At 59.6% G+C, this 19,745-nt stretch carries 18 protein-coding genes and 2 pseudogenes; 6 read left to right on the top strand and 14 right to left on the bottom strand.

Annotation, left to right across the window (positions count from 1 at the left end; translation table 11 throughout):
- Positions 1-82 precede the first annotated feature (82 nt).
- The 8 genes and pseudogenes from BKX96_RS20735 to BKX96_RS20700 form a co-directional block, all read right to left on the bottom strand.
- Entirely contained in the window at positions 83-529 is a 447-nt protein-coding gene (locus BKX96_RS20735) for a DUF2946 domain-containing protein (protein ID WP_077185358.1), read from the bottom strand.
- Positions 530-550: 21 nt separating this feature from the next.
- Positions 551-1,030 (bottom strand): copper chaperone PCu(A)C, encoded by a 480-nt coding sequence (locus tag BKX96_RS20730; RefSeq protein WP_046819713.1) that lies wholly within the window; start codon positions 1,028-1,030, stop codon positions 551-553.
- A 48-nt stretch (positions 1,031-1,078) separates the two neighbouring features.
- The gene (locus BKX96_RS20725; protein ID WP_077185356.1) at positions 1,079-1,471 is read right to left on the bottom strand and encodes a DUF2946 domain-containing protein; all 393 of its coding nucleotides are present in this window, start codon (positions 1,469-1,471) and stop codon (positions 1,079-1,081) included.
- Positions 1,472-1,569: 98 nt separating this feature from the next.
- Positions 1,570-1,858: pseudogene (locus BKX96_RS20720) on the bottom strand (addiction module antidote protein).
- Positions 1,859-1,861: 3 nt separating this feature from the next.
- Positions 1,862-2,065, bottom strand: a pseudogene (locus BKX96_RS20715) (type II toxin-antitoxin system RelE/ParE family toxin); the annotation flags it as partial.
- 121 nt (positions 2,066-2,186) lie between these two features.
- Positions 2,187-2,915 carry a cobalt-precorrin-6A reductase gene (locus BKX96_RS20710; RefSeq protein WP_046819712.1) on the bottom strand — a complete coding sequence of 243 codons (729 nt, stop codon included), beginning with the start codon at positions 2,913-2,915 and terminating at the stop codon, positions 2,187-2,189.
- Positions 2,912-4,009 carry a cobalt-precorrin-5B (C(1))-methyltransferase gene (locus tag BKX96_RS20705; protein WP_046819711.1) on the bottom strand — a complete coding sequence of 366 codons (1,098 nt, stop codon included), beginning with the start codon at positions 4,007-4,009 and terminating at the stop codon, positions 2,912-2,914. Before BKX96_RS20705 ends, BKX96_RS20710 begins: the two co-directional genes overlap by 4 nt.
- Positions 4,002-5,213, bottom strand: a complete 1,212-nt coding sequence (locus BKX96_RS20700) for a bifunctional cobalt-precorrin-7 (C(5))-methyltransferase/cobalt-precorrin-6B (C(15))-methyltransferase (protein WP_046819710.1) — start codon at positions 5,211-5,213, stop codon at positions 4,002-4,004. The genes BKX96_RS20705 and BKX96_RS20700 overlap by 8 nt, the downstream gene beginning before the upstream one ends.
- A 268-nt stretch (positions 5,214-5,481) precedes the next feature.
- Between BKX96_RS20700 and BKX96_RS20695 the strand changes: the two genes are divergently transcribed.
- The 6 genes from BKX96_RS20695 (at position 5,482) to BKX96_RS20670 (ending at position 11,614) form a co-directional block, all read left to right on the top strand.
- Positions 5,482-6,132: a hypothetical protein gene (locus BKX96_RS20695; RefSeq protein WP_046819709.1), complete on the top strand. Its 651-nt coding sequence runs from the start codon at positions 5,482-5,484 to the stop codon at positions 6,130-6,132.
- A 147-nt stretch (positions 6,133-6,279) separates the two neighbouring features.
- On the top strand, positions 6,280-7,587 hold the full coding sequence (cobG, locus tag BKX96_RS20690) for a precorrin-3B synthase (protein WP_077185468.1): 1,308 nt from the start codon (positions 6,280-6,282) through the stop codon (positions 7,585-7,587).
- Complete coding sequence (locus tag BKX96_RS20685) at positions 7,580-8,206, top strand: precorrin-8X methylmutase (RefSeq protein ID WP_046819708.1); 627 nt, start codon at positions 7,580-7,582, stop codon at positions 8,204-8,206. Before cobG ends, BKX96_RS20685 begins: the two co-directional genes overlap by 8 nt.
- Positions 8,206-8,937 carry a precorrin-2 C(20)-methyltransferase gene (locus BKX96_RS20680; RefSeq protein ID WP_046819948.1) on the top strand — a complete coding sequence of 244 codons (732 nt, stop codon included), beginning with the start codon at positions 8,206-8,208 and terminating at the stop codon, positions 8,935-8,937. The genes BKX96_RS20685 and BKX96_RS20680 overlap by 1 nt, the downstream gene beginning before the upstream one ends.
- Complete coding sequence (gene cobJ / locus BKX96_RS20675) at positions 8,937-10,637, top strand: precorrin-3B C(17)-methyltransferase (protein WP_077185354.1); 1,701 nt, start codon at positions 8,937-8,939, stop codon at positions 10,635-10,637. Before BKX96_RS20680 ends, cobJ begins: the two co-directional genes overlap by 1 nt.
- A 161-nt stretch (positions 10,638-10,798) precedes the next feature.
- Positions 10,799-11,614: a hypothetical protein gene (locus BKX96_RS20670; protein ID WP_046819706.1), complete on the top strand. Its 816-nt coding sequence runs from the start codon at positions 10,799-10,801 to the stop codon at positions 11,612-11,614.
- A gap of 42 nt (positions 11,615-11,656) precedes the next feature.
- Here BKX96_RS20670 and tspR read toward each other — a convergent pair whose 3' ends face one another.
- From tspR to dusB, 6 genes are all read right to left on the bottom strand, one after another.
- Positions 11,657-12,253 (bottom strand): type III secretion system genes modulator TspR, encoded by a 597-nt coding sequence (gene tspR, locus BKX96_RS20665; protein ID WP_046819705.1) that lies wholly within the window; start codon positions 12,251-12,253, stop codon positions 11,657-11,659.
- Between the two features lie 63 nt (positions 12,254-12,316).
- Entirely contained in the window at positions 12,317-15,091 is a 2,775-nt protein-coding gene (locus BKX96_RS20660) for a hybrid sensor histidine kinase/response regulator (protein WP_046819704.1), read from the bottom strand.
- A gap of 97 nt (positions 15,092-15,188) precedes the next feature.
- Entirely contained in the window at positions 15,189-16,481 is a 1,293-nt protein-coding gene (gene purD, locus BKX96_RS20655) for a phosphoribosylamine--glycine ligase (RefSeq protein ID WP_046819703.1), read from the bottom strand.
- A gap of 151 nt (positions 16,482-16,632) precedes the next feature.
- The gene (purH, locus tag BKX96_RS20650; protein WP_046819702.1) at positions 16,633-18,240 is read right to left on the bottom strand and encodes a bifunctional phosphoribosylaminoimidazolecarboxamide formyltransferase/IMP cyclohydrolase; all 1,608 of its coding nucleotides are present in this window, start codon (positions 18,238-18,240) and stop codon (positions 16,633-16,635) included.
- Positions 18,241-18,322: 82 nt separating this feature from the next.
- A complete protein-coding gene (gene fis, locus BKX96_RS20645) occupies positions 18,323-18,643 on the bottom strand; it encodes a DNA-binding transcriptional regulator Fis (RefSeq protein ID WP_046819701.1) in 321 nt (106 codons plus the stop codon).
- On the bottom strand, positions 18,640-19,650 hold the full coding sequence (dusB, locus tag BKX96_RS20640; protein ID WP_046819700.1) for a tRNA dihydrouridine synthase DusB: 1,011 nt from the start codon (positions 19,648-19,650) through the stop codon (positions 18,640-18,642). Before dusB ends, fis begins: the two co-directional genes overlap by 4 nt.
- Positions 19,651-19,745: the final 95 nt, after the last annotated feature.

Genomic DNA, 19,745 nt, shown 5'->3' with positions numbered 1-19,745 from the left:
CAATTTCCATCGAACAGTCGTAAACGACACGGCCGACAGCCTTAAGCTGCCTGCTCAACCGTGTGAAATCAGCGGTGAGTGTTTACGTGACGACGGGCGGGGCGCGGGTGCGGGCGCCGGGGAAGAAGGTTTGCCGGGCATGGCCCAAGCGAGGGGAGGGTGCGGTGAAAGTGCTGGCGGGCGGGGTGTCGAATGCTGTGAATGAACCGCCACCCGTGAGTGCCGGGCAGTTGAACAGCAGGCTGCAATAACCGCATTTTTCCCAGATTGCATGGTGCCCGGATGCTGGCGGGCAATGCTCGGCAGCCGGTTGCGCGCCGTGATCCGCGTGCTCCATCGCCGACATGTCCATGCTCATGTCCATCGACATGTTCATGGACGTTGAAGCGTGCTGATCCATCGGCATCGACTGAGAAATCAGTGGACCGATAAAGATCATCAGCATGGCGAACAGGCTGATCCAGCTGCCGCGTGTCAGGCCCAATGGCTGACGACGGGGGGTGGGTGACCTGGTGCCTGGCGGGCGCATGGGCGGCGTCGCGATAGCGGATTACTGAGCGTGCGCGTGCTTTTGCGTGGACTCGGGCGCCTGCTTCTGCACCGCCACTTCCACTGTCACGTCTCCGGACTTCTCGAAATGCAGGGTCATCGGGAAGCGCTTGCCATCGCTGAGCAGGCTGCGGTCCTTCAACCCCAGCAGCATGACGTGGTAGGCCATCGGTGCGAACGTGACATCGCCGCCGGCGGGGATTGCCACGTTGGCTACTTGCTGCATTTTCATCAAGTCGTTTTGCATCACATGCTCATGCAACTGCGCTTCAGCCGAGATCGGCGAGTCGACACTAAGCAGGCGGTCAGCTGTGTTGCCCGAGTTGTGGATCACGAAATACGCGGCGACGTTGGGTGCATTGGGCGGCAGTTCCTGCGACCACGGGTGAGCGATTTCCAGTGCGCCGATCTTGTATTCGTGGGCATTGGCAAAGCAGGCAGGCAGCAGCAACGCGGCCAGAACGATAAGTCTGTTCAACATGGCAGTTCTCCAGAGCGATTCGAAACGCAGGTCAATTGCGAGCAGGAATCACACCAGAGGGGAAGCACGGGGGTTGAGGCTTGGCCATTGCTGGCGCGGTGTCGGGGTGCTGAGAGAGGCGGGGGGTAAGGCTCGATTGGCTTCGAAGCTTGCGAAATACAGGTGCGGTTCATGCCCGGGCAAGGCCACCAGTGGCGCAGAGCCAGAGCAGCACCAGCAATGCTGCATGTTGGAGTGATCGTCGCTTTGCGTTTTTTTCTGCTCGATGTCGCCCAGGGAAATCGCCACCATCCTGGTGCCGCTGGACGAGCAAAAACTACCCCACAACAATTGTTCGGCGGGTGCCGTCTGCGCCATCGCTCCGGACATCGGCATGGCGAGCATGTTGAACAGCACTGCGAAGCAGGCTATCCAGGCAATTGCGAGCCGTTGTCGGGACATGGGACAAATCCGTTGGGTGGGCGATCAGGCGCTGGCTATTTAGCCTGATCAGGGCCGATAAGTAAAAAGACTGCGTGCGGTGTGGTGTCGCAGCGCAATCAGATAGCAATGGCATGCAAACGCAGGCCCAAGGCTTTCATAACCTTCATGATAGTCGCGAATTCCGGATTGCCACTACTGCTCAGCGCTTTGTAGAGACTCTCGCGTCCCAGGCCAGCATCGCGGGCAATTTGTGTCATACCTTCGCACGGGCTATGTCGTTCAGCGCTGCGCGTATCAGCACATCGTCGCCAGCATCCTCTTCGAAGCAGGCGTCCGATAAGCCGCCATTTCTTCCGGCGTTTTGAGAAACTCGGCGGCGTCAAAACGGGTGAATCGTTCGGCCATGACTTACTCCTCATTACCGATGTTTTGTGCCATTTGAACAGCACGCTTGATATCTCTTTTTTGAGTCGATTTGTCGCCACCGATCAACAGCAAGTAGATCACTTCATCTTTGCGAGTGAAGTACAGCCTGTAGCCAGGACCGTAATGAACGCGCATTTCATGAACAGCAGCGCCCACGGATTCACAATCACCAAAATTTCCGTGCTCTCTGTAAATAGGGGGCGCTTGATAGAATCAGAAGGAAGAGGACTATAGGATTAGAGTCCTGGTGGGGTAAGTCAGATCTGTCCGAGAGTATTGCCAGCAAAATCGCAGGGTTCAGTAGGACTCAGCAATGGCCTGACTTCGATAGGGCAGCCAATGTCTCTGCCACCGACTCAAACTCCCGCGCTACCATCGGCAACTCCGGCCGCTTCAACACCAGCACCGGCACCCCGCGCTCCCGCGCCACTTCAAGCTTCGGCTCGGTCGCCGCACTGCCACTGTTCTTGCTGATCAGCACATCGATCTGCCGACGCTCGAACAGCTCGCGCTCGTCGTCGATCATGAACGGTCCACGTGCGCCGATCACTTCGCAGCGATCATTACCGGGATAAACGTCCAGCGCACGCAAGGTCCAGAATTGCTCCGGGGGAATCTCGTCCAGATGTTGCAAAGGCTCGCGGCCCAAGGTGAACAGCGGTCGCCGAAAAAGCTTGAGGGCCTGGATCAGTTCGGCCCAATCACGGACCTCACGCCAGTCATCGCCGGCCTGTGGTTGCCACGCCGGACGGCGCAGCGCCCAGCAGGCGATGCCGTTTAACCGAGCTGCGGTCGCGGCGTTCTGACTGATTTGGGCGGCGTAGGGATGAGTCGCATCCAGCAACAGATCAATCCTTTCATCGCGGATGAATTGCGCCAGGCCTTCGGCACCGCCATAGCCACCCACACGAACCTGGCAGTTCAAATCCGTCGGCACCCGACCGATACCGGCCAGGCTATAGATGTGTTGCGGTCCCAGGGTTCGCGCAATCGCCAGGGCCTCGGTCACGCCGCCCAGCAACAGAATACGTTTCATTGAGAAGCTCCCGCATGGCCGACGATCCCGCCTTGGCGATCGATGGCGAACACTTCGACCTGAACCTGCGCCGGTACCACGCTGCGGGCAAAATCCAAAGCGTGCTGGCACACCGCATCGCCGAGGGCGACTCCCGCGGCGCTGGCCATTGCCAGCGCTTGTTGACTGGTGTTGGCTTCGCGGATGCCTTGCTGCAACGCCGTATCGGCGCCCACTGCGGCTGCCCATTCAGCCAGTTGCGGCAGATCGATGCTCGAGTGCCGACTGTGCAAATCCATGTGGCCGGCTGCCAGTTTGCTGATCTTGCCGAAGCCGCCGCAAATGCTCAGTTTAGCCACTGGCACTTTACGCAGGTGTTTGAGCACCGCACCGACGAAGTCGCCCATTTCGATCAGGGCGATTTCCGGCAGGTTGTAGACCCTGCGCATGGTGTCCTCGCTGGCGTTGCCGGTACAGGCGGCGATGTGCAGGTATCCGTTGGTTTTGGCGACGTCGATGCCCTGGTGTATCGAAGCGATGTAGGCCGCGCAGGAGAATGGCCGGACGATGCCGCTGGTGCCCAGGATCGACAGCCCGCCGAGAATGCCCAGGCGCGGATTCATGGTTTTCAGCGCCAGGGCCTCGCCGTCCTCGACGTTCACCGTGACCTCGAAACCGCCGCTGTAGCCGAGTTCCGTGGCGAGCAGCGTCAGGTGATCACTGATCATCCGGCGCGGTACCGGATTGATCGCCGGCTCGCCAACGCCTAGCACCAGCCCTGGCCGGGTGACCGTTCCGACACCGCGTCCGGCACAAAAGCGAATACCTGGCTCGCCCAACAGACGCACCTGGCTATAGAGCAACGCACCGTGGGTCACATCGGGATCGTCCCCGGCATCCTTGATCGTCCCGGCCTCTGCACCGTCCTGGGTAAGGCGGCAGAACTCCAGGCGCATCTGTACCTGCTTGCCTTTGGGCAGGACGATTTGCACGGCATCCGAGCTCATGCCGCCGAGCAGCAGGCGGGCCGCCGCCAGGCTGGTCGCGGTGGCGCAGCTGCCCGTGGTCAGGCCGCTGCGCAGCGGGGCGGGTTGTTCGGCGGTTTCGTCACGCATCGAAAGGTTTCATCACATCCAGCAGGGTAATCGGCAGTGCCTGGCGCCAGGTGTCGAAGTCACCCAGCGGTTGCGCCTGGGCAACATGAATACGCGTCAGCTCGCCGCCGTATTGGTCGCGCCAGGCCATCAGGGTCAGTTCACTTTGCAACGTGACCGCGTTGGCAATCAGTCGGCCGCCGGGTTTGAGCGCTGCCCAGCAAGTGTCCAGCACGCCTTCGCGGGTGACCCCGCCCCCGATGAAAATCGCATCCGGACGTTCAAGCCCTGCCAATGCTTGCGGCGCACTGCCGCGGATCAGTTGCAAGCCGGGCACGCCGAGGGCGTCACGGTTGTGCTCGATCAACTGCTGGCGGCCGTCATCGGCTTCGATGGCAAGCGCCCGGCAACTGGGGTGGGCACGCATCCATTCGATACCGATCGAACCGGAGCCGGCGCCGACGTCCCACAAGAGTTCCCCCGGGGTCGGGGCGAGGCGGGCGAGGGTGATGGCGCGCACGTCGCGTTTGGTCAGCTGGCCGTCGTGCTTGAAGGCCGAGTCGGGCAGGCCGGCCAGGCGTGACAGGCGTGGCGTACCGGGTTCGGCGATGCATTCGATGGCGATCAGGTTCAAGTCGGCGATCACAGGATCGGGCCAGTCGTTGGCGATGCCGTCGATGCGGCGTTCGGCTTCGCCGCCCAGATGTTCCAGCACGCTCAGGCGGCTCGGACCGAACCCACGTTCGCGTAAAAGTGCAGCGACCGCAGCAGGGCTTTGGCCGTCGTTACTGAGTACCAGCAAACGAACGCCGCTGAATAACTGTGCGTTAAGTGTGGCGATGGGGCGGGCGACTATCGACAGGGTGATCAGATCCTGCAGCGGCCAGCCCATTCGCGCGGCGGCGAGTGAGCATGAGGAGGGCGTCGGTAACACCAGCATCTGCTCAATGGGAAGCAGGCGAGCGAGGCTGGCGCCCACACCAAAAAACATCGGGTCGCCGCTCGCCAAGACACACATCGGCGTGCCGCGCATGGCTAGTAACGGCTCCAGGGAGAACGGGCTGGGCCAGAGAACGCGCTCACCGCCAATACACTCTGGAAGCAGATCCAATTGACGTCGGGCGCCGACGATTCGAGACGCACCGAGCAAGGCATGTCGAGCCGTTTTTCCCAGGCCTTTGAAACCCTCTTCACCGATGCCTACTACTGTCAGCCAGGGCGTCATGCCGTTCCTCTGCTCAAAAGCGGTCTATAGGAGCGCGATGATAACTCAGCTTGGTTGTCGTGATGGCCCAGACGTTTTTGTTGTACCTCCGGTGATGCAGATGTGCACGGCAACAGATCCAATCAGGTGCCCGGAAGGGACATGGACACCTGTTGTTAATAATGCGCGGTTGTGTGGCTAAATGGAGGTGACTAGTTTTAAGCCTGGAGAAAAAAATATTATTCCTGGAAAAATAGATAGCGGTTAATGGAATCAAGGATGAAATTTAATGATAAAACCGGACGATAAAACAAGCAGCGCGACGATAATCGATAATGCACTTATTACTTTCGTAGGAGGGCTTTCCCGGGATGAACGACGCGATGCCAAATTCAGTATACGGTTGGCCCGCTGGGCGGCTGACAGCAAATATCAATTCGCTACCCACCTTGATGACTGGTTTTTGCATTTCGCTGCCACGTTGAAGTTTTTAGGATGGATTCCCTTTGGTGACGTCATTACTGAAATCCGTCACCCGATCTTCCATGGCGCTGTTGCCAACGCCTATTTAAGTCACCTTGTCTCGCATGAGAGTCCGCAACAGATAAAGATTACTCAGTCGGCTTTCAACGCCTTGCAAGCTGATGATGCCGCGCTTTCAATGTTTTCCCTGGAGGGCCAGGGGGGGAACTTTCAAATACTTCCAGTGGAGCGAAACGCTCGACAGCAGCTGAAGTTAACAGTCAATAACTTCAGGCTTTATTCGAGGTCCGCAGTGGAGGATTTTCTTTTCTTCGAGTCGGAGGAAACAGAGACAAAATTGATTCAGCATTATTGTCGATTTCTTTTGGATCGAACGGTCTTCGAGGATAAAAGGGCATTTTTGGAGAGGCGTATCAAGGAGATCAGTCTTTCCGAAATCGAGCTCAAGCTCCAGTAGAGGATTCGGCATGGCCGAGCAAGGGGGCTATTCGTCGACTCTGAGAGCAGGCATTTTCATGCCATCGAACAAAGCAGGCATAATACGGCCCCTCCGTCCGCGAAGGACTATTAACCCTTGATGGTCACCTCTTTGAACGAAATCCCGATGTCTTGTGCCTTACGCCCCTCGGCCTGTCCGGGGTTGCTACGTATTGTGCAGGCGCTGGATGGCGGTATCTGCCGGATCAAACTGGACGGTGGCTCGATCAGTAGTTCGCAGGCAGAAGCCGTTGCGCAGGCGGCCGAATCTTTTGCCAGCGGGGCGATTGAAGCCACCAATCGGGCGAATCTGCAGGTCCGCGGGATTGCTGGTGAGCAACTCGAATTGATCGACAGTCTGATGGCCGCAGGTTTGGGGCCACGCACTGCAGGGGGCGATGATGTACGCAACGTGATGCTCAGTCCTGGCGCAGGGATTGATCGCCAGATGCTTTTCGACACGCGTTCACTGGCGCACCGGATACTCTCCACCCTGCAGAGTCACCAGCCTTTTCATGACCTCAGTGCCAAATTCGCCGTGCAACTCGATGGCGGCGAAGCCCTGGCAATGCTCGAACATCCCCATGACTTATGGCTTTCGGCATTTGAGCAGGACGGCGAACGACGGTTGGCTTTTGGTCTGGCGGGCTGCCCGCCGGACATGCCCTCCGGTTCGGTCGCCCTCGACGACGGCCACTCACTGGTGGTCGCGGTTCTTGAGTTGTTCCTGGAGCTTGCACGCCCCGAGCAAACGCGGATGCGTCATCTACTGAATGAATGTCCGGTCGAGGATTTCATGGCTCGACTGGCGGAGCGGGTGCCGATGCAGGCCGTCGTCGATTGGCAGCGAGGGGCGGGTGCAAGTGCGCTGCACATTGGCGCTCATCCCCAGATAGAAGCGGATTTCGTCTACGTCGGCGCTGTGCCGCCATTGGGTCGGCTCGATCCTGTGATGTTGCGCGGCGTAGCACAATTGGCACGTGAGTTCGGAGACGGCCATCTGCGTTTCACCCCTTGGCAAAGTCTGCTGCTACCTAATGTACGCATTGCCGACAGCGCAGAAGTGATCCGGCAATTGCAGTGGCTTGGACTCATATGTGAGTCCGGACCGCCGTTATCCCGAATGATCGCCTGTACTGGTTCGACCGGCTGTGGGAAAGGATTGGCCGATACCAAGGGCGATGCCCTCCAACTGGCCGCGCTGCTGCAACGTCACAGGCATTCGCTCAACGTGCACTTGAGCGGGTGCTCACGTTCCTGTGCCGCCGCGCATATCGCACCGGTCACACTGCTGGCCGTTTCACCCGGTCAATACGACCTCTATTTTCGCGAAGCAGGGCAGCCGGGTTTCGGCGCGCTGCACGCACGCAACCTTACTATTGAAGCGGTTAGCGTCCTGCTTGACGCCCGCTTACGGAGCCCCCTTGATGCTTGATTACATCCGCGACGGTCAGGAGATCTATCGCAACTCTTTCGCGATCATTCGCGCCGAGGCCAATCTCGACCGAATCCCGGCGGACCTGGAAAAACTCGCGGTTCGTGTCATTCATGCCTGTGGCATGGTCGAGGCCATCGATGGTTTGCAGTTTTCCGAAGGCGCGGGCAAGGCCGGACGCGATGCCCTGGCCCGTGGTGCGCCGATTCTGTGTGATGCACGTATGGTGTCCGAGGGCGTGACCCGGGCGCGGCTGCCGGCGAACAACCCGGTCATATGCACCCTGCGTGATGAAAGCGTTCCGGACCTTGCGCGTGAACTGGGCAACACCCGATCCGCCGCCGCACTGGAGTTGTGGCGCCCGCACCTGGAGGGCAGCGTAGTGGTCATCGGTAATGCACCGACGGCGCTGTTCTATTTGCTGGAGATGCTTGACGCCGGAGCACCGAAACCGGCACTGATCCTTGGCTTTCCGGTGGGCTTCGTCGGTGCGGCCGAGTCCAAGGCAATGCTCGCAGCGGACAGTCGCGGCGTGCCCTTCGTCATCATGCAAGGCCGGTTGGGCGGTAGCGCCATGGCCGCCGCTGCCGTTAATGCCCTCGCCACGGAGATCGAATGATGCAGAAACCTGGACGTTTGATTGGCCTCGGCGTCGGCCCTGGTGATCCTGAGCTTATTACCGTCAAAGCCTTACGCCTGCTGCGCGAATCGCCGGTGGTGGCGTACTTCGTCGCCAAGGGCAAAAAGGGCAACGCTTTTGGTATCATCGAGGCCCATTTGCAGGACGCACAAACCCTGCTGCCGCTGGTTTACCCGGTGACTACCGAGGCACTGCCGGCGCCTCTGTCCTATGAGCAAGTGATCAGCGATTTCTACGATGCGGCTGGCGAACAACTGGCTGCACATCTGGACGCCGGCCGTGATGTGGCGGTGATCTGTGAAGGCGATCCGTTCTTCTACGGTTCCTACATGTACCTGCATGATCGTCTGGCCGAGCGTTATGACGCCGAAGTAGTGCCAGGTGTCTGCTCGATGCTCGGCGGTGCGTCGGTGCTGGGAGCGCCGCTGGTGTATCGCAATCAGAGTTTGTCGGTGCTGTCCGGTGTGCTGCCGCACGACGAACTCAAGCGCCGTCTGGCTGATGCCGACGCGGCGGTTATCATGAAGCTGGGCCGCAACTTCCCCAAAGTTCGCCAGGTTCTGGAAGAACTCGGTTTGGGCGAGCGCGCCCTGTACGTCGAACGCGCGACCATGGCCAATCAGAAAATCGTGCCCCTGGATGAAGTCGAACCGATGTCCTCACCGTACTTCTCGCTGATCATCGTTCCCGGCGAAAGGTGGCAAGGCTGATGCTCCGTCCAATTCCGGCAATTGTCATTCTCGGCAATGGCAGCCTCGCGACCGCGCGAAAAATTCAACAGATCTACCCGGATGCGCTGATCCATGGCTTGGCCGAGCGGGTTGAAGGCGCGGATCGCCTCTATCGCGAGTTCGGTGCAACGTTGCGCGAACTCTATCTGCAAGATACGCCGATCATTGCGCTATGCGCGGCCGGGATCGTGATCCGCACGCTTGCGCCATTGCTGCTTGAAAAGGGCGCTGAGCCGCCAGTGCTTGCTGTCGCCGAAGACGGCAGCGCTGTGGTGCCGCTGCTCGGTGGTCTGGGTGGCGTGAACGTCCTGGCACGAGAGATTGCGGCTCATCTCGACGTGGCGCCCGCCATCACCACCAGTGGTGAGCTGCGTTTCGGCACCTGCCTGCTCAATCCACCGGCTGGCTATACCTTGGGCGATCTTGAGCTGGGCAAGCGCTTCGTTTCCGATTTGCTGGCGGGAGAAACGGTACGCATCGAAGGTTCTGCGCCGTGGTTGGCGCAAGCGCAGTTGCCACAAGACAAGGAGGCGCGGCTGACCGTTCATGTAGGTCATGCCGAGCGAATGGCTTGTGCCGATGAACTGTTGATCTATCCACGCAATGTGCTGATTGCGGTGGCGGCCGGCACGGACGATTTGTCAGGAGCCATTCGCCAGGCGTTGCATCAGGCCGGAATCGCCGTGCAGTCTGTGGCGTGTCTTTTGGCCGTCGACACTGACATGGCCAACGTGACGTTGCGTGAAACATCGCTTGAGCTGGGCGTGCCATTACGCTTTGCCGATGCGGTTGCTGATGTCGGAGAGTTGGTTCGCGGCGTGATTGCTCATCCTGTCTGCCTTTTTGGTAACGACGCCATTGCGATTGCAGTCGCCGAGGAGCCTCTGGACCCGTTGCAGATTGGCCGACCTCGCGGGCGCCTGGCGGTTATTGGTCTGGGGCCGGGGGCTTGCGAGTTGATGGTGCCGGCGGTGAAGGCGGAACTGGCGCGTGCCAATGATGTGCTGGGCTATGAAACCTATGTGCGCATGGCCGGGCCATTTCGCGCGGATCAAGTCATGCATTGCACCGACAATCGCGAAGAAATGCAGCGCGCCCGTCACGCCTTCCAACTGGCTGCTCAAGGACGTTCGGTGGTCGTGGTGTCGTCTGGCGATCCGGGTGTTTTTGCCATGGCCGCAGCTGTGCTGGAAGCACTTCACGAGTCCACTGATCCCGCGTGGCACAGTGTCGATCTCGAAATATTGCCGGGTGTCTCCGCTTCTCTGGCGACTGCCGCCCAGGCCGGAGCGCCGTTGGGCCATGACTTCTGTGTGCTTTCGCTTTCCGACAACCTCAAGCCCTGGTCGATCATCGAGAAGCGCCTGGATCTGGCGGCGCAAGCTGACCTGGCGCTGGCGTTCTATAACCCGATTTCGCGTTCGCGCCCGTGGCAACTGGGACAGGCGCTGGACATTGTTGCCCGACATCGGGTGCCTGAGACACCTGTGGTACTGGGGCGGGATATCGGCCGCCCCGGGCAGACACTGCGGGTTACGACTCTGAGGCAGTTGACAGTGGATCAAGTGGATATGCGCACCATGGTATTGATCGGTTCATCCACAACCTGTGTGTTCCCGCGTTCCGATGGCGGACAATGGGTGTACACGCCTCGCTGGTACGGCAGCAAACCAGAATAGTTTTTCTGGCGGCCCTGATGGGCCGCTTTTGTATGAGGTTGGTTAAACAATCCGGTTTTTCTGAAATCAATTGAATCTCTTGATACTTGATTCGCATAAGTGCAGGCGTTAGGTTCTTGTTACGCCAAGGTGGCGTTAACCCTATTGAAAGGAATCAATAAATGACTGGATTGAATGATCATAAAATATCTGCTGTCGAGCGCGTTGCTATTATTGAAGAGAGCAACAAGTTTATTACTCAGCATTTGGCATCTCGCCGGATTGCAGGATTTTCCTCTGCTCAGCTACCCGTCGATAAGGATGAGCTGAATGCAGCCATCATGGGGGCGGGCATTGCCGGGTTTCATGAAAGCATGTCCAAACGAAGCAAGCGTATTGTAAAAAATACCTATATGTATGCCGACCTTTTCGCGCTACTTAAATATCCGTCATCCAGGGATAAACAGAAGCGCTACGCCGAATTCATGAGGATCATGAAAATAGCGGGATGGTTTGCATTCAATGAGCCTTACAATCGCTACAAGGCAACCTCGCAAAAGCTGAGCATGGACAATGTTGCTCTCGGTATTATTCATACGGCGATCGGTACTGCCGTTAGTAACGGTGCGGCAGCGGCAAAAGTACTTTCCAGTGTGGCCGATGCGACGATGGAAGCGCTAAAAAATGAACCCGAAGCGTTGAAGCTGTTTGAGGATAACTCCAAAAAAGCAGATGGTGGCAACTTTTGCATGTCGAGTTCCATGCAGGGCAAGGACGATGACATCACCATGGCAATCGCAGCTGTACAATACTTTGCCCACGCTCAACCCACCAAAGTGCTGTTTGTTGACTGGAGCACTTCTAGCATCGAGATCTATAACGGTGCTGCCACCATGCACATGGATGAAGAGGACTACTTGGCGGTTGAGCCAAAGATTGAAAAAATATTGAGCGAGCATCGTCAAAGGGCACTCACTTACGAGTTCGGCAAAGCCTGAGCACTACTGAGACGCGGAGGAGCAAGTTAAATATTGGTGCCATTACGGCACCAGATACCCCTTCACACCCGTGAAGATAATTTGCGCCGCCAACGCACACACGAACAACCCCATCAATCGGCTGACAATCTGCAAGCCTTGGTCTCCGAGAATGCGTTCGATACGGTTGGACAGGTACAGCACGACCCCCACGGTGAAGCTGGCCAGGGCAATACTGACGATGGCCGTGAGTTTGTCGTCCCAGTGTGGCTGACTCACGCCCATCACCAGCAAGGCACCAATGGTGCCCGGGCCGACGGTCAGCGGGATGGTCAGGGGGACAATGGTCACGTCCTGTTGCACGTTGTCGGTCTGCACCGCCGACTTGCCTTGGGCCATGCCCAGCGCCGAGATGAACAGCACGCTGCCGGCGCCGATGCGGAAGGCATCGACGGTGATGCCGAACACGCTGAAAATCACCCGCCCGAACAGGTACAGCAAGACGCTGGAGACCAGCGTGGCGATGGCCACTTTCCAGGCCAGTCGGCGTTGTTCCCTACGCGAATAACCGCGGGTCAGGCTGATGAAGCAGGACAACACGAAGAACGGGCTGTAGAGCACCAGCATCTTCAGGTAAACGCTGAACAACACGTGGAGCATGGGTCAAGCTCACTGGCGAGGGAAGTCGTGGGGAGTCTAACAGGCGCCGTGGAGTCTGTCGGCTCAGGACGTTGGCGTCGTCGTGCGGTTTTGATCGCGCTGGGCAACCCAGTGTTCGATCAACTCGCGCAACTGCGAGAGCTCGACCGGTTTTGCCATGTGCCCATCCATGCCGGCTTGGCGTGCACGTTCCTTATGCTCGGCGAGGATGTGCGCGGTCAACGCCACCACCGGGGTGCGGGTCCGCTGGTTGCCGACTTCCCAGGCGCGCAATTGCTGGGTCGCCGAAAAACCGTCGAGGATCGGCATTTCGCAGTCCATCAGCACCAGGTCGTAACGTTGCGCTTTCATTGCCACCAAGGCTTCTTCGCCATTGCTGGCGGTGTCCGGTTGCAGATTGAGCTTGCCCAGCATGCCGCGGATGACCTTGGTCGAAATGCTGTTGTCTTCGGCGACCAGAATGCGGAAATCGCTGGGAACCTTGATCGGCGGAGGCGGGCCTGAAGGCAGATGCTGCGGAGCCGCGAGCCCTTTGTTGCGCTGGGTCAGTTCGTCGGCCAGGGTGGTCTTGAGGGTATAGCCGGCCACCGGTTTGGCAAGGATGCGCTTGATCCCCGAGTTGCGCGCGATGATCTTGCTCGGCGCATTGCTGATGCCTGTCAGCATGATCAGCAGGATGTCGTGGTTCAGGCTCGGGTCTTCCTTGATCTTGGCCGCCAGTTGCATGCCGGTCATGCCGGGCATGTTCTGGTCCAGCAGGACCACATCGAAGTAATCACGCAGGTGTGCCTTGGTGCGCAACAGCGCCAACGCCTCCTTGCCCGAGGGCACGGCGCTCACGTTCAGGCCCCAGGCGCTGCACTGCTGCACCAGCACCTTGCGACAGGTGTCGTTGTCATCCACCACCAGCACCCGTGCGCCCTGCAGCGGGCCATCGAGGTCCGATGTCGGGTGCTCCAGGCGGTCAGGATCCAGCGGCAAGGTCAGCCACAAGGTACTGCCCTGGTTGTTACCACTCTTGATGCCGAATTCGCCTTGCATCAGGCGAATCAGTTGACGGGCGATCACCAGTCCCAGATTACCGCCCAAATGGTTGGTCGAGAGGAAATGCTTGCTGTGCAGCTCGGCGTGCATCAGTGCGTCGCGCTCTTCGGCGTCCATCGGTTCGCCGCTGTCTTGCACGGCGATGCGCAGGCGCGGATGGCTGCTGCGTTCGTCGAGGGCGACGACGATCAGGATCTCGCCTTCGTCGGTTTTCTTCAGGGCGTTTTCCAGTAGGCTCAGCAATGTCTGGCGCAAGCGCGTCGGGTCGCCACTGATGACGCGCGGTACTTGTGGCTGGATGAAGCTGATCAGCTCGACGTTCTGCTGCTCGGCCTTGGCGCGGAAGATGCTCAGGCAGTCGTCGATCAGAGCGTTGAGATCGAATTGCACATCGTCCAGTTCGATCTGTCCGGACTCGAGTTTGGAAATGTCGAGAATTTCGTTGATCAAGGTCAGCAGTTCGTTGCCGGCGCTGTGGATGGTCTGCACATAGTCTCGCTGCTTGACCGACAGTGGCGTGCCCAGCAGCAACTCGGTCATGCCCAGTACGCCGTTCATCGGGGTGCGGATCTCATGGCTGATCTTCGCCAGGAACTCGGCCTTGGCATTGATCTCGGCGTTGCTGGCCGCCAGGTCGCGACTGATGCTGAAACGAGCTTCGGTGATGCTGCGCTGGCGTTCGCTCAGGGCAATGCTCATCAACAGGCCACTGATGCAGATGAACGCCAGCAGGGTGGTGATCAGGTCATGGGGTTCGATCAGGGTCAGTCCCAGCAAGGCGGGCAGGATGATCAGGGTGCCCAGGTTGAACACCACCATGGCCGCCACGAATAGCCGTGCCGGGCGATAACCTTTTTGCCAGTGATAGCAGCTGACGAACAACATGCTCAGGCCGGCCAGGGCAACCAGCGCATAGGTGATGATATTCAGCGGCAGCGTGTTGACGAACAACAGCAGCAGGCTGCAGATCATGATGAACAGGATGTCGCCCACGATCAGCTTGTTCAGCGGATGCGGTCCGAGGGGCTTGAAGAAACGATAGGTAAACATCAGGCCGCTGGGGGCCGTCAGCAATAAGGCCAGGTAGGCGCCAGGCGTTTGCACGGCCTGCCAGTCCGGGATCCAGGGCCCCGCCAGGTTCAACAACAACACCAGGCTGAGCATCAGCAAGGCTTCGCACACCGCTAGCCAGACACTGCTGGTCGAACGGGTATAGGCGTAGCGGATGAGGTTGTGCAGGATCAGCATGGCAATGCAGCCCAACAGCAGTCCATAGATCAGCGTCTGGTTCTGATTGGCTGCGGTGACGACCGCCGATTGCAAGGTGATGTAGGGCCTCAACTGGTGTTCGGAAACCAGTCGCAGGTAGACGTCCAGGGTCTTGTCGCTTTGCGGCAGCGGGAGCATGAAGTCGCTGCTGGGCAATGGTCGGTCTGCCAGGGGTTGCTCATTGCCGGTATGGGACTGCTCGATCAGCTTGTCGCCGTCCAGCACATACAGGTTGAAGTGCACCAGATCGGGTGCGAACACCCGCAGCAGTTGCTCATGCCTGCCCGGCGCAAGCCGGAAACGCAGCCATAGCGCGCCGTCGGGCTCGGCCGCCGTGAGGTGGTCGAGTTCGATCGGGCTGAATTGATTGGTGTAGCGAGCGGAGCGGATGTCGCTCAGCTGCAGGTCACCCTGTTCGTCGAGCAATACAGCCCAGCCACTGCCTTGTGCGGCCTGGGCCGGGAGCATGCAGAGCAAGGTCAGCACTGTGACGGTTAGAGTTATGGCAATCCTGAGCCAGCGCACGGCGAAATCCCTTCGTAGGTTAATGCCAGAATATAACTATGCGCGGCGCCGCAATAGCCAGGCAAGGGCTGCAAGCCCCTGCCTGTCGCAATGTTGCTTATTCCTGTTCGCCACGCTCGCGGGCAATGGCGCGGTAGCCAATGTCCTTGCGATAGAAACAGCCTTGCCAATCGATCTTTGCCGCCAGTTTGTAAGCCTGCTGTTGGGCGGCATCGACGCTGGCACCCATGGCCGTGGCGCAGAGCACCCGGCCACCGGCGGTCACGACTTGACCGTCCTTGAGCGCGGTACCTGCGTGGAAGACTTTGCCTTCCAGTGCCGCGGCTGCATCCAGGCCAGTGATGGCCACACCCTTGGTGTAGTCACCAGGATAGCCGCCTGCCGCCAGGACGATACCGACGCTCGGACGTGGATCCCATTGCGCTTCGACCTTGTCCAGCGCCTGCGCCAGGGCTGCTTCGACCAGCAGTACCAGGCTCGACTGCAAGCGCAGCATCACGGGCTGGGTCTCCGGGTCACCGAAACGGCAGTTGAATTCGATGACTTTTGGATTGCCAGCCTTGTCGATCATCAGGCCGGCATACAGGAAGCCCGTGTAGACATTGCCTTCCTCGGCCATGCCGCGCACGGTCGGCCAGATCACCAGGTCCATGACGCGTTGGTGTACTTCGCTGGTCACCACCGGGGCAGGGGAGTAGGCACCCATGCCGCCTGTGTTCGGGCCAGTGTCGCCGTCGCCGACGCGCTTGTGGTCCTGGCTGGTGGCCATTGGCAAGACGTTCTTGCCGTCGACCATGACGATGAAGCTGGCTTCTTCGCCATCGAGGAACTCTTCGATAACCACGCGCGAACCGGCATCGCCGAACGCATTGCCGGCGAGCATGTCGCGCACCGCGTCCTCGGCTTCGGCCAGGGTCATGGCAACGATCACGCCTTTACCGGCAGCCAGGCCGTCGGCCTTGATCACGATCGGTGCGCCTTTTTCACGCAGATAAGCCAGGGCTGGCTCGATCTCGGTGAAGTTCTGGTAGTCGGCGGTCGGGATCTTGTGGCGAGCCAGGAAGTCCTTGGTGAAGGCTTTCGAACCTTCAAGCTGAGCGGCGCCGGCGGTCGGACCGAAGCAGTCCAGGCCACGGGAGCGGAACAGGTCGACCACGCCGGCGACCAGCGGCACTTCCGGGCCAACAATGGTCAGGGAAACGTTTTTCTCGGCAAAGTCTGCGAGCTGCTCAAGGGCCAGCACGTCGATGGCGACGTTCTCGCACTTGGCTTCGATGGCGGTGCCGGCGTTGCCCGGTGCCACGAACACTTTCTGCACGCGTGGATCCTGGGCTACTTTCCAGGCCAGGGCGTGTTCACGGCCACCGCTGCCAATGATCAAGACATTCATTTCAAAAACCTCGGATGACGCTAATTCTGTGGGGACTGATCGTTCCCACGCTCTGCGCGGGAATGCCTCAGCGGACGCTCCGCGTCCGAGGGACGCGGAGCGTCCCGGGCTGCGTGCCCACGCAGAGCGTGGGTACGATCAAGCAAAGAAATCAGTGACGGAAGTGGCGCATGCCAGTAAAGACCATGGCGATGCCGGCTTCATCCGCCGCAGCAATCACTTCAGCATCACGCATCGAGCCGCCTGGCTGGATCACCGCGGTGATGCCAACCTTGGCCGCATTGTCCAGACCGTCGCGGAACGGGAAGAAAGCGTCGGATGCCATCACCGAGCCGGCTACCTGCAAGCCAGCATGCTCGGCCTTGATCGCGGCGATACGCGCGGAGTTCACGCGGCTCATCTGGCCCGCGCCGACACCGATGGTCTGACGGTTCTTGGCGTAGACGATGGCGTTGGACTTCACGTACTTGGCGACTTTCCAGGCGAAGATCAGGTCGTTGATTTCCTGCTCGGTCGGTGCGCGCTTGGTCACGACCTTCAGGTCATCGGCGCCGATCATGCCGATATCGCGGCTCTGCACCAGCAGGCCACCGTTGACGCGCTTGTAATCCCAGGCAGCGGCGCGATCCGCCGACCACTCGCCGCAAGCCAGCAGGCGTACGTTGGCCTTGGCCGCGACAATGGCGCGGGCTTCTTCGCTGACCGACGGGGCAATGATCACTTCGACGAACTGACGCTCGACGATGGCCTTGGCGGTCTCGGCGTCCAGTTCGCGGTTGAAGGCAATGATGCCGCCGAACGCGGATTCGGTGTCAGTGGCGTAGGCCAGGTCGTAGGCCTTGCGGATGCCGCCTTCGGCGTCCGGGCTAACGGCCACGCCGCACGGGTTGGCGTGCTTGACGATCACGCAGGCCGGCTTGACGAAGCTCTTCACGCATTCCAGCGCGGCATCGGTGTCGGCCACGTTGTTGTACGACAGTTCCTTGCCTTGCAGCTGGGTCGCGGTGGCGATGCCGACTTCGGCAGGCTTGGCTTCCACGTAGAACGCCGCGCTCTGGTGCGGGTTCTCGCCGTAGCGCATTTCCTGGGCCTTGATGAACTGGCTGTTGAAGGTGCGCGGGAATTCGCTGCGACCTTCTGTGCTGAGGGTCTCGGCAGCCTGGTTCACGGTGCCCATGTAGTTGGCGATCATGCCGTCGTAGGCGGCAGTGTGTTCGAAGGCCTTGAGCATCAGGTCGAAACGCTGGGCGTAGGTCAGGCCGCCGGCCTTGAGGTTTTCCAGGACGCTGGCGTAGTCGCTGGCGTTGACCACGATGGCCACGTCCTTGTGGTTCTTGGCTGCCGAACGAACCATGGTCGGGCCGCCGATGTCGATGTTCTCGATGGCGGTCGGCAGGTCGCAGCCAGGCTTGTTGATGGTGGCTTCGAACGGGTACAGGTTGACCGCTACCAGGTCGATCGGCTTGATGCCGTGCTCGTTCATGATGGCGTCGTCGATACCGCGACGACCGAGGATCCCGCCGTGGATTTTCGGGTGCAGGGTTTTTACCCGACCGTCCATCATTTCGGCGAAGCCGGTGTAATCCGCGACTTCCACTGCGGCAACGCCGTTGTCCCGCAGCAGCTTGAACGTTCCGCCGGTGGAGAGGATCTCGACACCCAGGGCTTCAAGCTCCTTGGCGAATTCGAGGATCCCGGTCTTGTCGGAAACGCTGATCAAGGCGCGGCGGATCGGCAGGCGGGTAGTCTGGTCGGTCATCTCAATTTCCATCAAAAGCAAAGGAAGTCAGCAAAAAAGGCGACCGGTGTTACGCGGGCGCCTTTCTGGTTTGATTGAATGCTTACAGCAAATCGTACTGCTTGAGTTTCTTGCGCAGCGTGCCCCGGTTCAGTCCGAGCATCTCGCTGGCCTTGGTCTGGTTGCCCTTGACGTAGTTCATCACGCACTCGAGCAGGGGAGCCTCGACTTCGGAGAGCACCAGGTTGTACACGTCCGTGACGGCAGCGCCCTCTAGGTGGGCGAAATAATTGTGCAGCGCCTTCTCGACACTCCCGCGAAGGGTCTGGCCTTCTTCGCTTGGCGTATTGAGGTGCTGTTTCAAATTCACGTTGTCGCTCACGGGTGCAGTTCCACTCACTAAAGTCTCGGTCATCATCGTCATGCGGCCACCCCTTTTGCGTCCCCTGTCAGGCTCTTGAAACGTCCGGCAAAGAATCCCTGGACGTTGGCGCATTGTGCTTCCGTATCTTCCAAACGATTGAAGTGGGCGCGAAACTCCCTGGCGCCCGGCAAGGTTGCGAGATACCAGCCCACATGCTTTCGAGCGATGCGTACGCCCATCACGTCTCCATAGAAGGCGTGCAGTGCAGCAAGATGCTCTAGCAGGATGCGTTCCACCTCGATCAGGTCCAGCGCCGGGAGCTTCTCGCCGGTGCGCAGGAAATGGTCGATCTCGCGAAAAATCCATGGCCGCCCCTGGGCAGCCCGGCCCACCAACAGGCCGTCGGCACCGGTCGCGTCGAGCACGTACCGGGCCTTTTCTGGTGAATCGATATCGCCGTTGGCAAAGACCGGCATCGACACCGCCTGCTTGATCGCGGCGATGGTGTCGTACTCGGCTTCGCCGGTGTACAGGTCGGCACGGGTGCGGCCATGTACTGCCAGCGCCGTTATGCCTGCCTGCTCGGCGATTTTCGCCACCGTCAGGCCGTTCTTGTTGTCCCGGTCCCAGCCGGTACGGATCTTCAGGGTAACCGGCACATCGACCGCAGCCACGACGGCCTGCAGGATCTCGGTTACCAATGCTTCATCCTTCAACAGTGCGGAGCCGGCGGCTTTGTTGCAGACCTTCTTGGCCGGGCAGCCCATGTTGATATCAATAATCTGTGCACCCAGTTCGACGTTGGCCCGGGCCGCATCCGCCAGCATCTGTGCGTCACCACCGGCGATCTGCACCGAGCGTGGCTCGGGATCACCTTCGTGGATCATGCGCATGCGTGACTTGCGGGTGTTCCACAAACTCATGTCGCTGGTGACCATTTCCGAGACTACTAGCCCCGCGCCCAATCGCTTGCACAGCTGACGAAAGGGTTGGTCGGTGACGCCCGCCATCGGGGCGAGAATCAAGCCGTTGTGTAATGTGTATGGACCGATGCGTACCGCCGACATAGGACTTCCCTGTTGTGGGGCCGGATCATGAGAGTTCGAAAAAGGGTTGGCATGATACCCGCTCTCGATGACTGGATAAAGGCTGAATTGAACAA

It is taken from the genome of Pseudomonas putida, from assembly GCF_001976065.1.
Taxonomy (GTDB): domain Bacteria; phylum Pseudomonadota; class Gammaproteobacteria; order Pseudomonadales; family Pseudomonadaceae; genus Aquipseudomonas; species Aquipseudomonas serbica.
Note: the sequence above shows the minus strand (reverse complement) of the source record. Positions and strands in the feature narration are given on the sequence as shown.

What these genes read in the sequence shown, in the direction of transcription:
- BKX96_RS20730 (WP_046819713.1), bottom strand. Translation starts at nt 1,030, where the DNA reads ATGTTGAACAGACTTATCGTTCTGGCCGCGTTGCTGCTGCCTGCCTGC.
- BKX96_RS20710 (WP_046819712.1), bottom strand. Translation starts at nt 2,915, where the DNA reads ATGAAACGTATTCTGTTGCTGGGCGGCGTGACCGAGGCCCTGGCGATT.
- BKX96_RS20695 (WP_046819709.1), top strand. Translation starts at nt 5,482, where the DNA reads ATGATAAAACCGGACGATAAAACAAGCAGCGCGACGATAATCGATAAT.
- cobJ (WP_077185354.1), top strand. Translation starts at nt 8,937, where the DNA reads ATGCTCCGTCCAATTCCGGCAATTGTCATTCTCGGCAATGGCAGCCTC.
- fis (WP_046819701.1), bottom strand. Translation starts at nt 18,643, where the DNA reads ATGACGATGATGACCGAGACTTTAGTGAGTGGAACTGCACCCGTGAGC.
- purH (WP_046819702.1), bottom strand. Translation starts at nt 18,240, where the DNA reads ATGACCGACCAGACTACCCGCCTGCCGATCCGCCGCGCCTTGATCAGC.
- tspR (WP_046819705.1), bottom strand. Translation starts at nt 12,253, where the DNA reads ATGCTCCACGTGTTGTTCAGCGTTTACCTGAAGATGCTGGTGCTCTAC.
- BKX96_RS20705 (WP_046819711.1), bottom strand. Translation starts at nt 4,009, where the DNA reads ATGCGTGACGAAACCGCCGAACAACCCGCCCCGCTGCGCAGCGGCCTG.
- BKX96_RS20700 (WP_046819710.1), bottom strand. Translation starts at nt 5,213, where the DNA reads ATGACGCCCTGGCTGACAGTAGTAGGCATCGGTGAAGAGGGTTTCAAA.
- BKX96_RS20725 (WP_077185356.1), bottom strand. Translation starts at nt 1,471, where the DNA reads ATGTCCCGACAACGGCTCGCAATTGCCTGGATAGCCTGCTTCGCAGTG.
- BKX96_RS20680 (WP_046819948.1), top strand. Translation starts at nt 8,206, where the DNA reads ATGCAGAAACCTGGACGTTTGATTGGCCTCGGCGTCGGCCCTGGTGAT.
- BKX96_RS20685 (WP_046819708.1), top strand. Translation starts at nt 7,580, where the DNA reads ATGCTTGATTACATCCGCGACGGTCAGGAGATCTATCGCAACTCTTTC.
- dusB (WP_046819700.1), bottom strand. Translation starts at nt 19,650, where the DNA reads ATGTCGGCGGTACGCATCGGTCCATACACATTACACAACGGCTTGATT.
- BKX96_RS20670 (WP_046819706.1), top strand. Translation starts at nt 10,799, where the DNA reads ATGACTGGATTGAATGATCATAAAATATCTGCTGTCGAGCGCGTTGCT.
- BKX96_RS20735 (WP_077185358.1), bottom strand. Translation starts at nt 529, where the DNA reads ATGCGCCCGCCAGGCACCAGGTCACCCACCCCCCGTCGTCAGCCATTG.
- cobG (WP_077185468.1), top strand. Translation starts at nt 6,280, where the DNA reads ATGTCTTGTGCCTTACGCCCCTCGGCCTGTCCGGGGTTGCTACGTATT.
- purD (WP_046819703.1), bottom strand. Translation starts at nt 16,481, where the DNA reads ATGAATGTCTTGATCATTGGCAGCGGTGGCCGTGAACACGCCCTGGCC.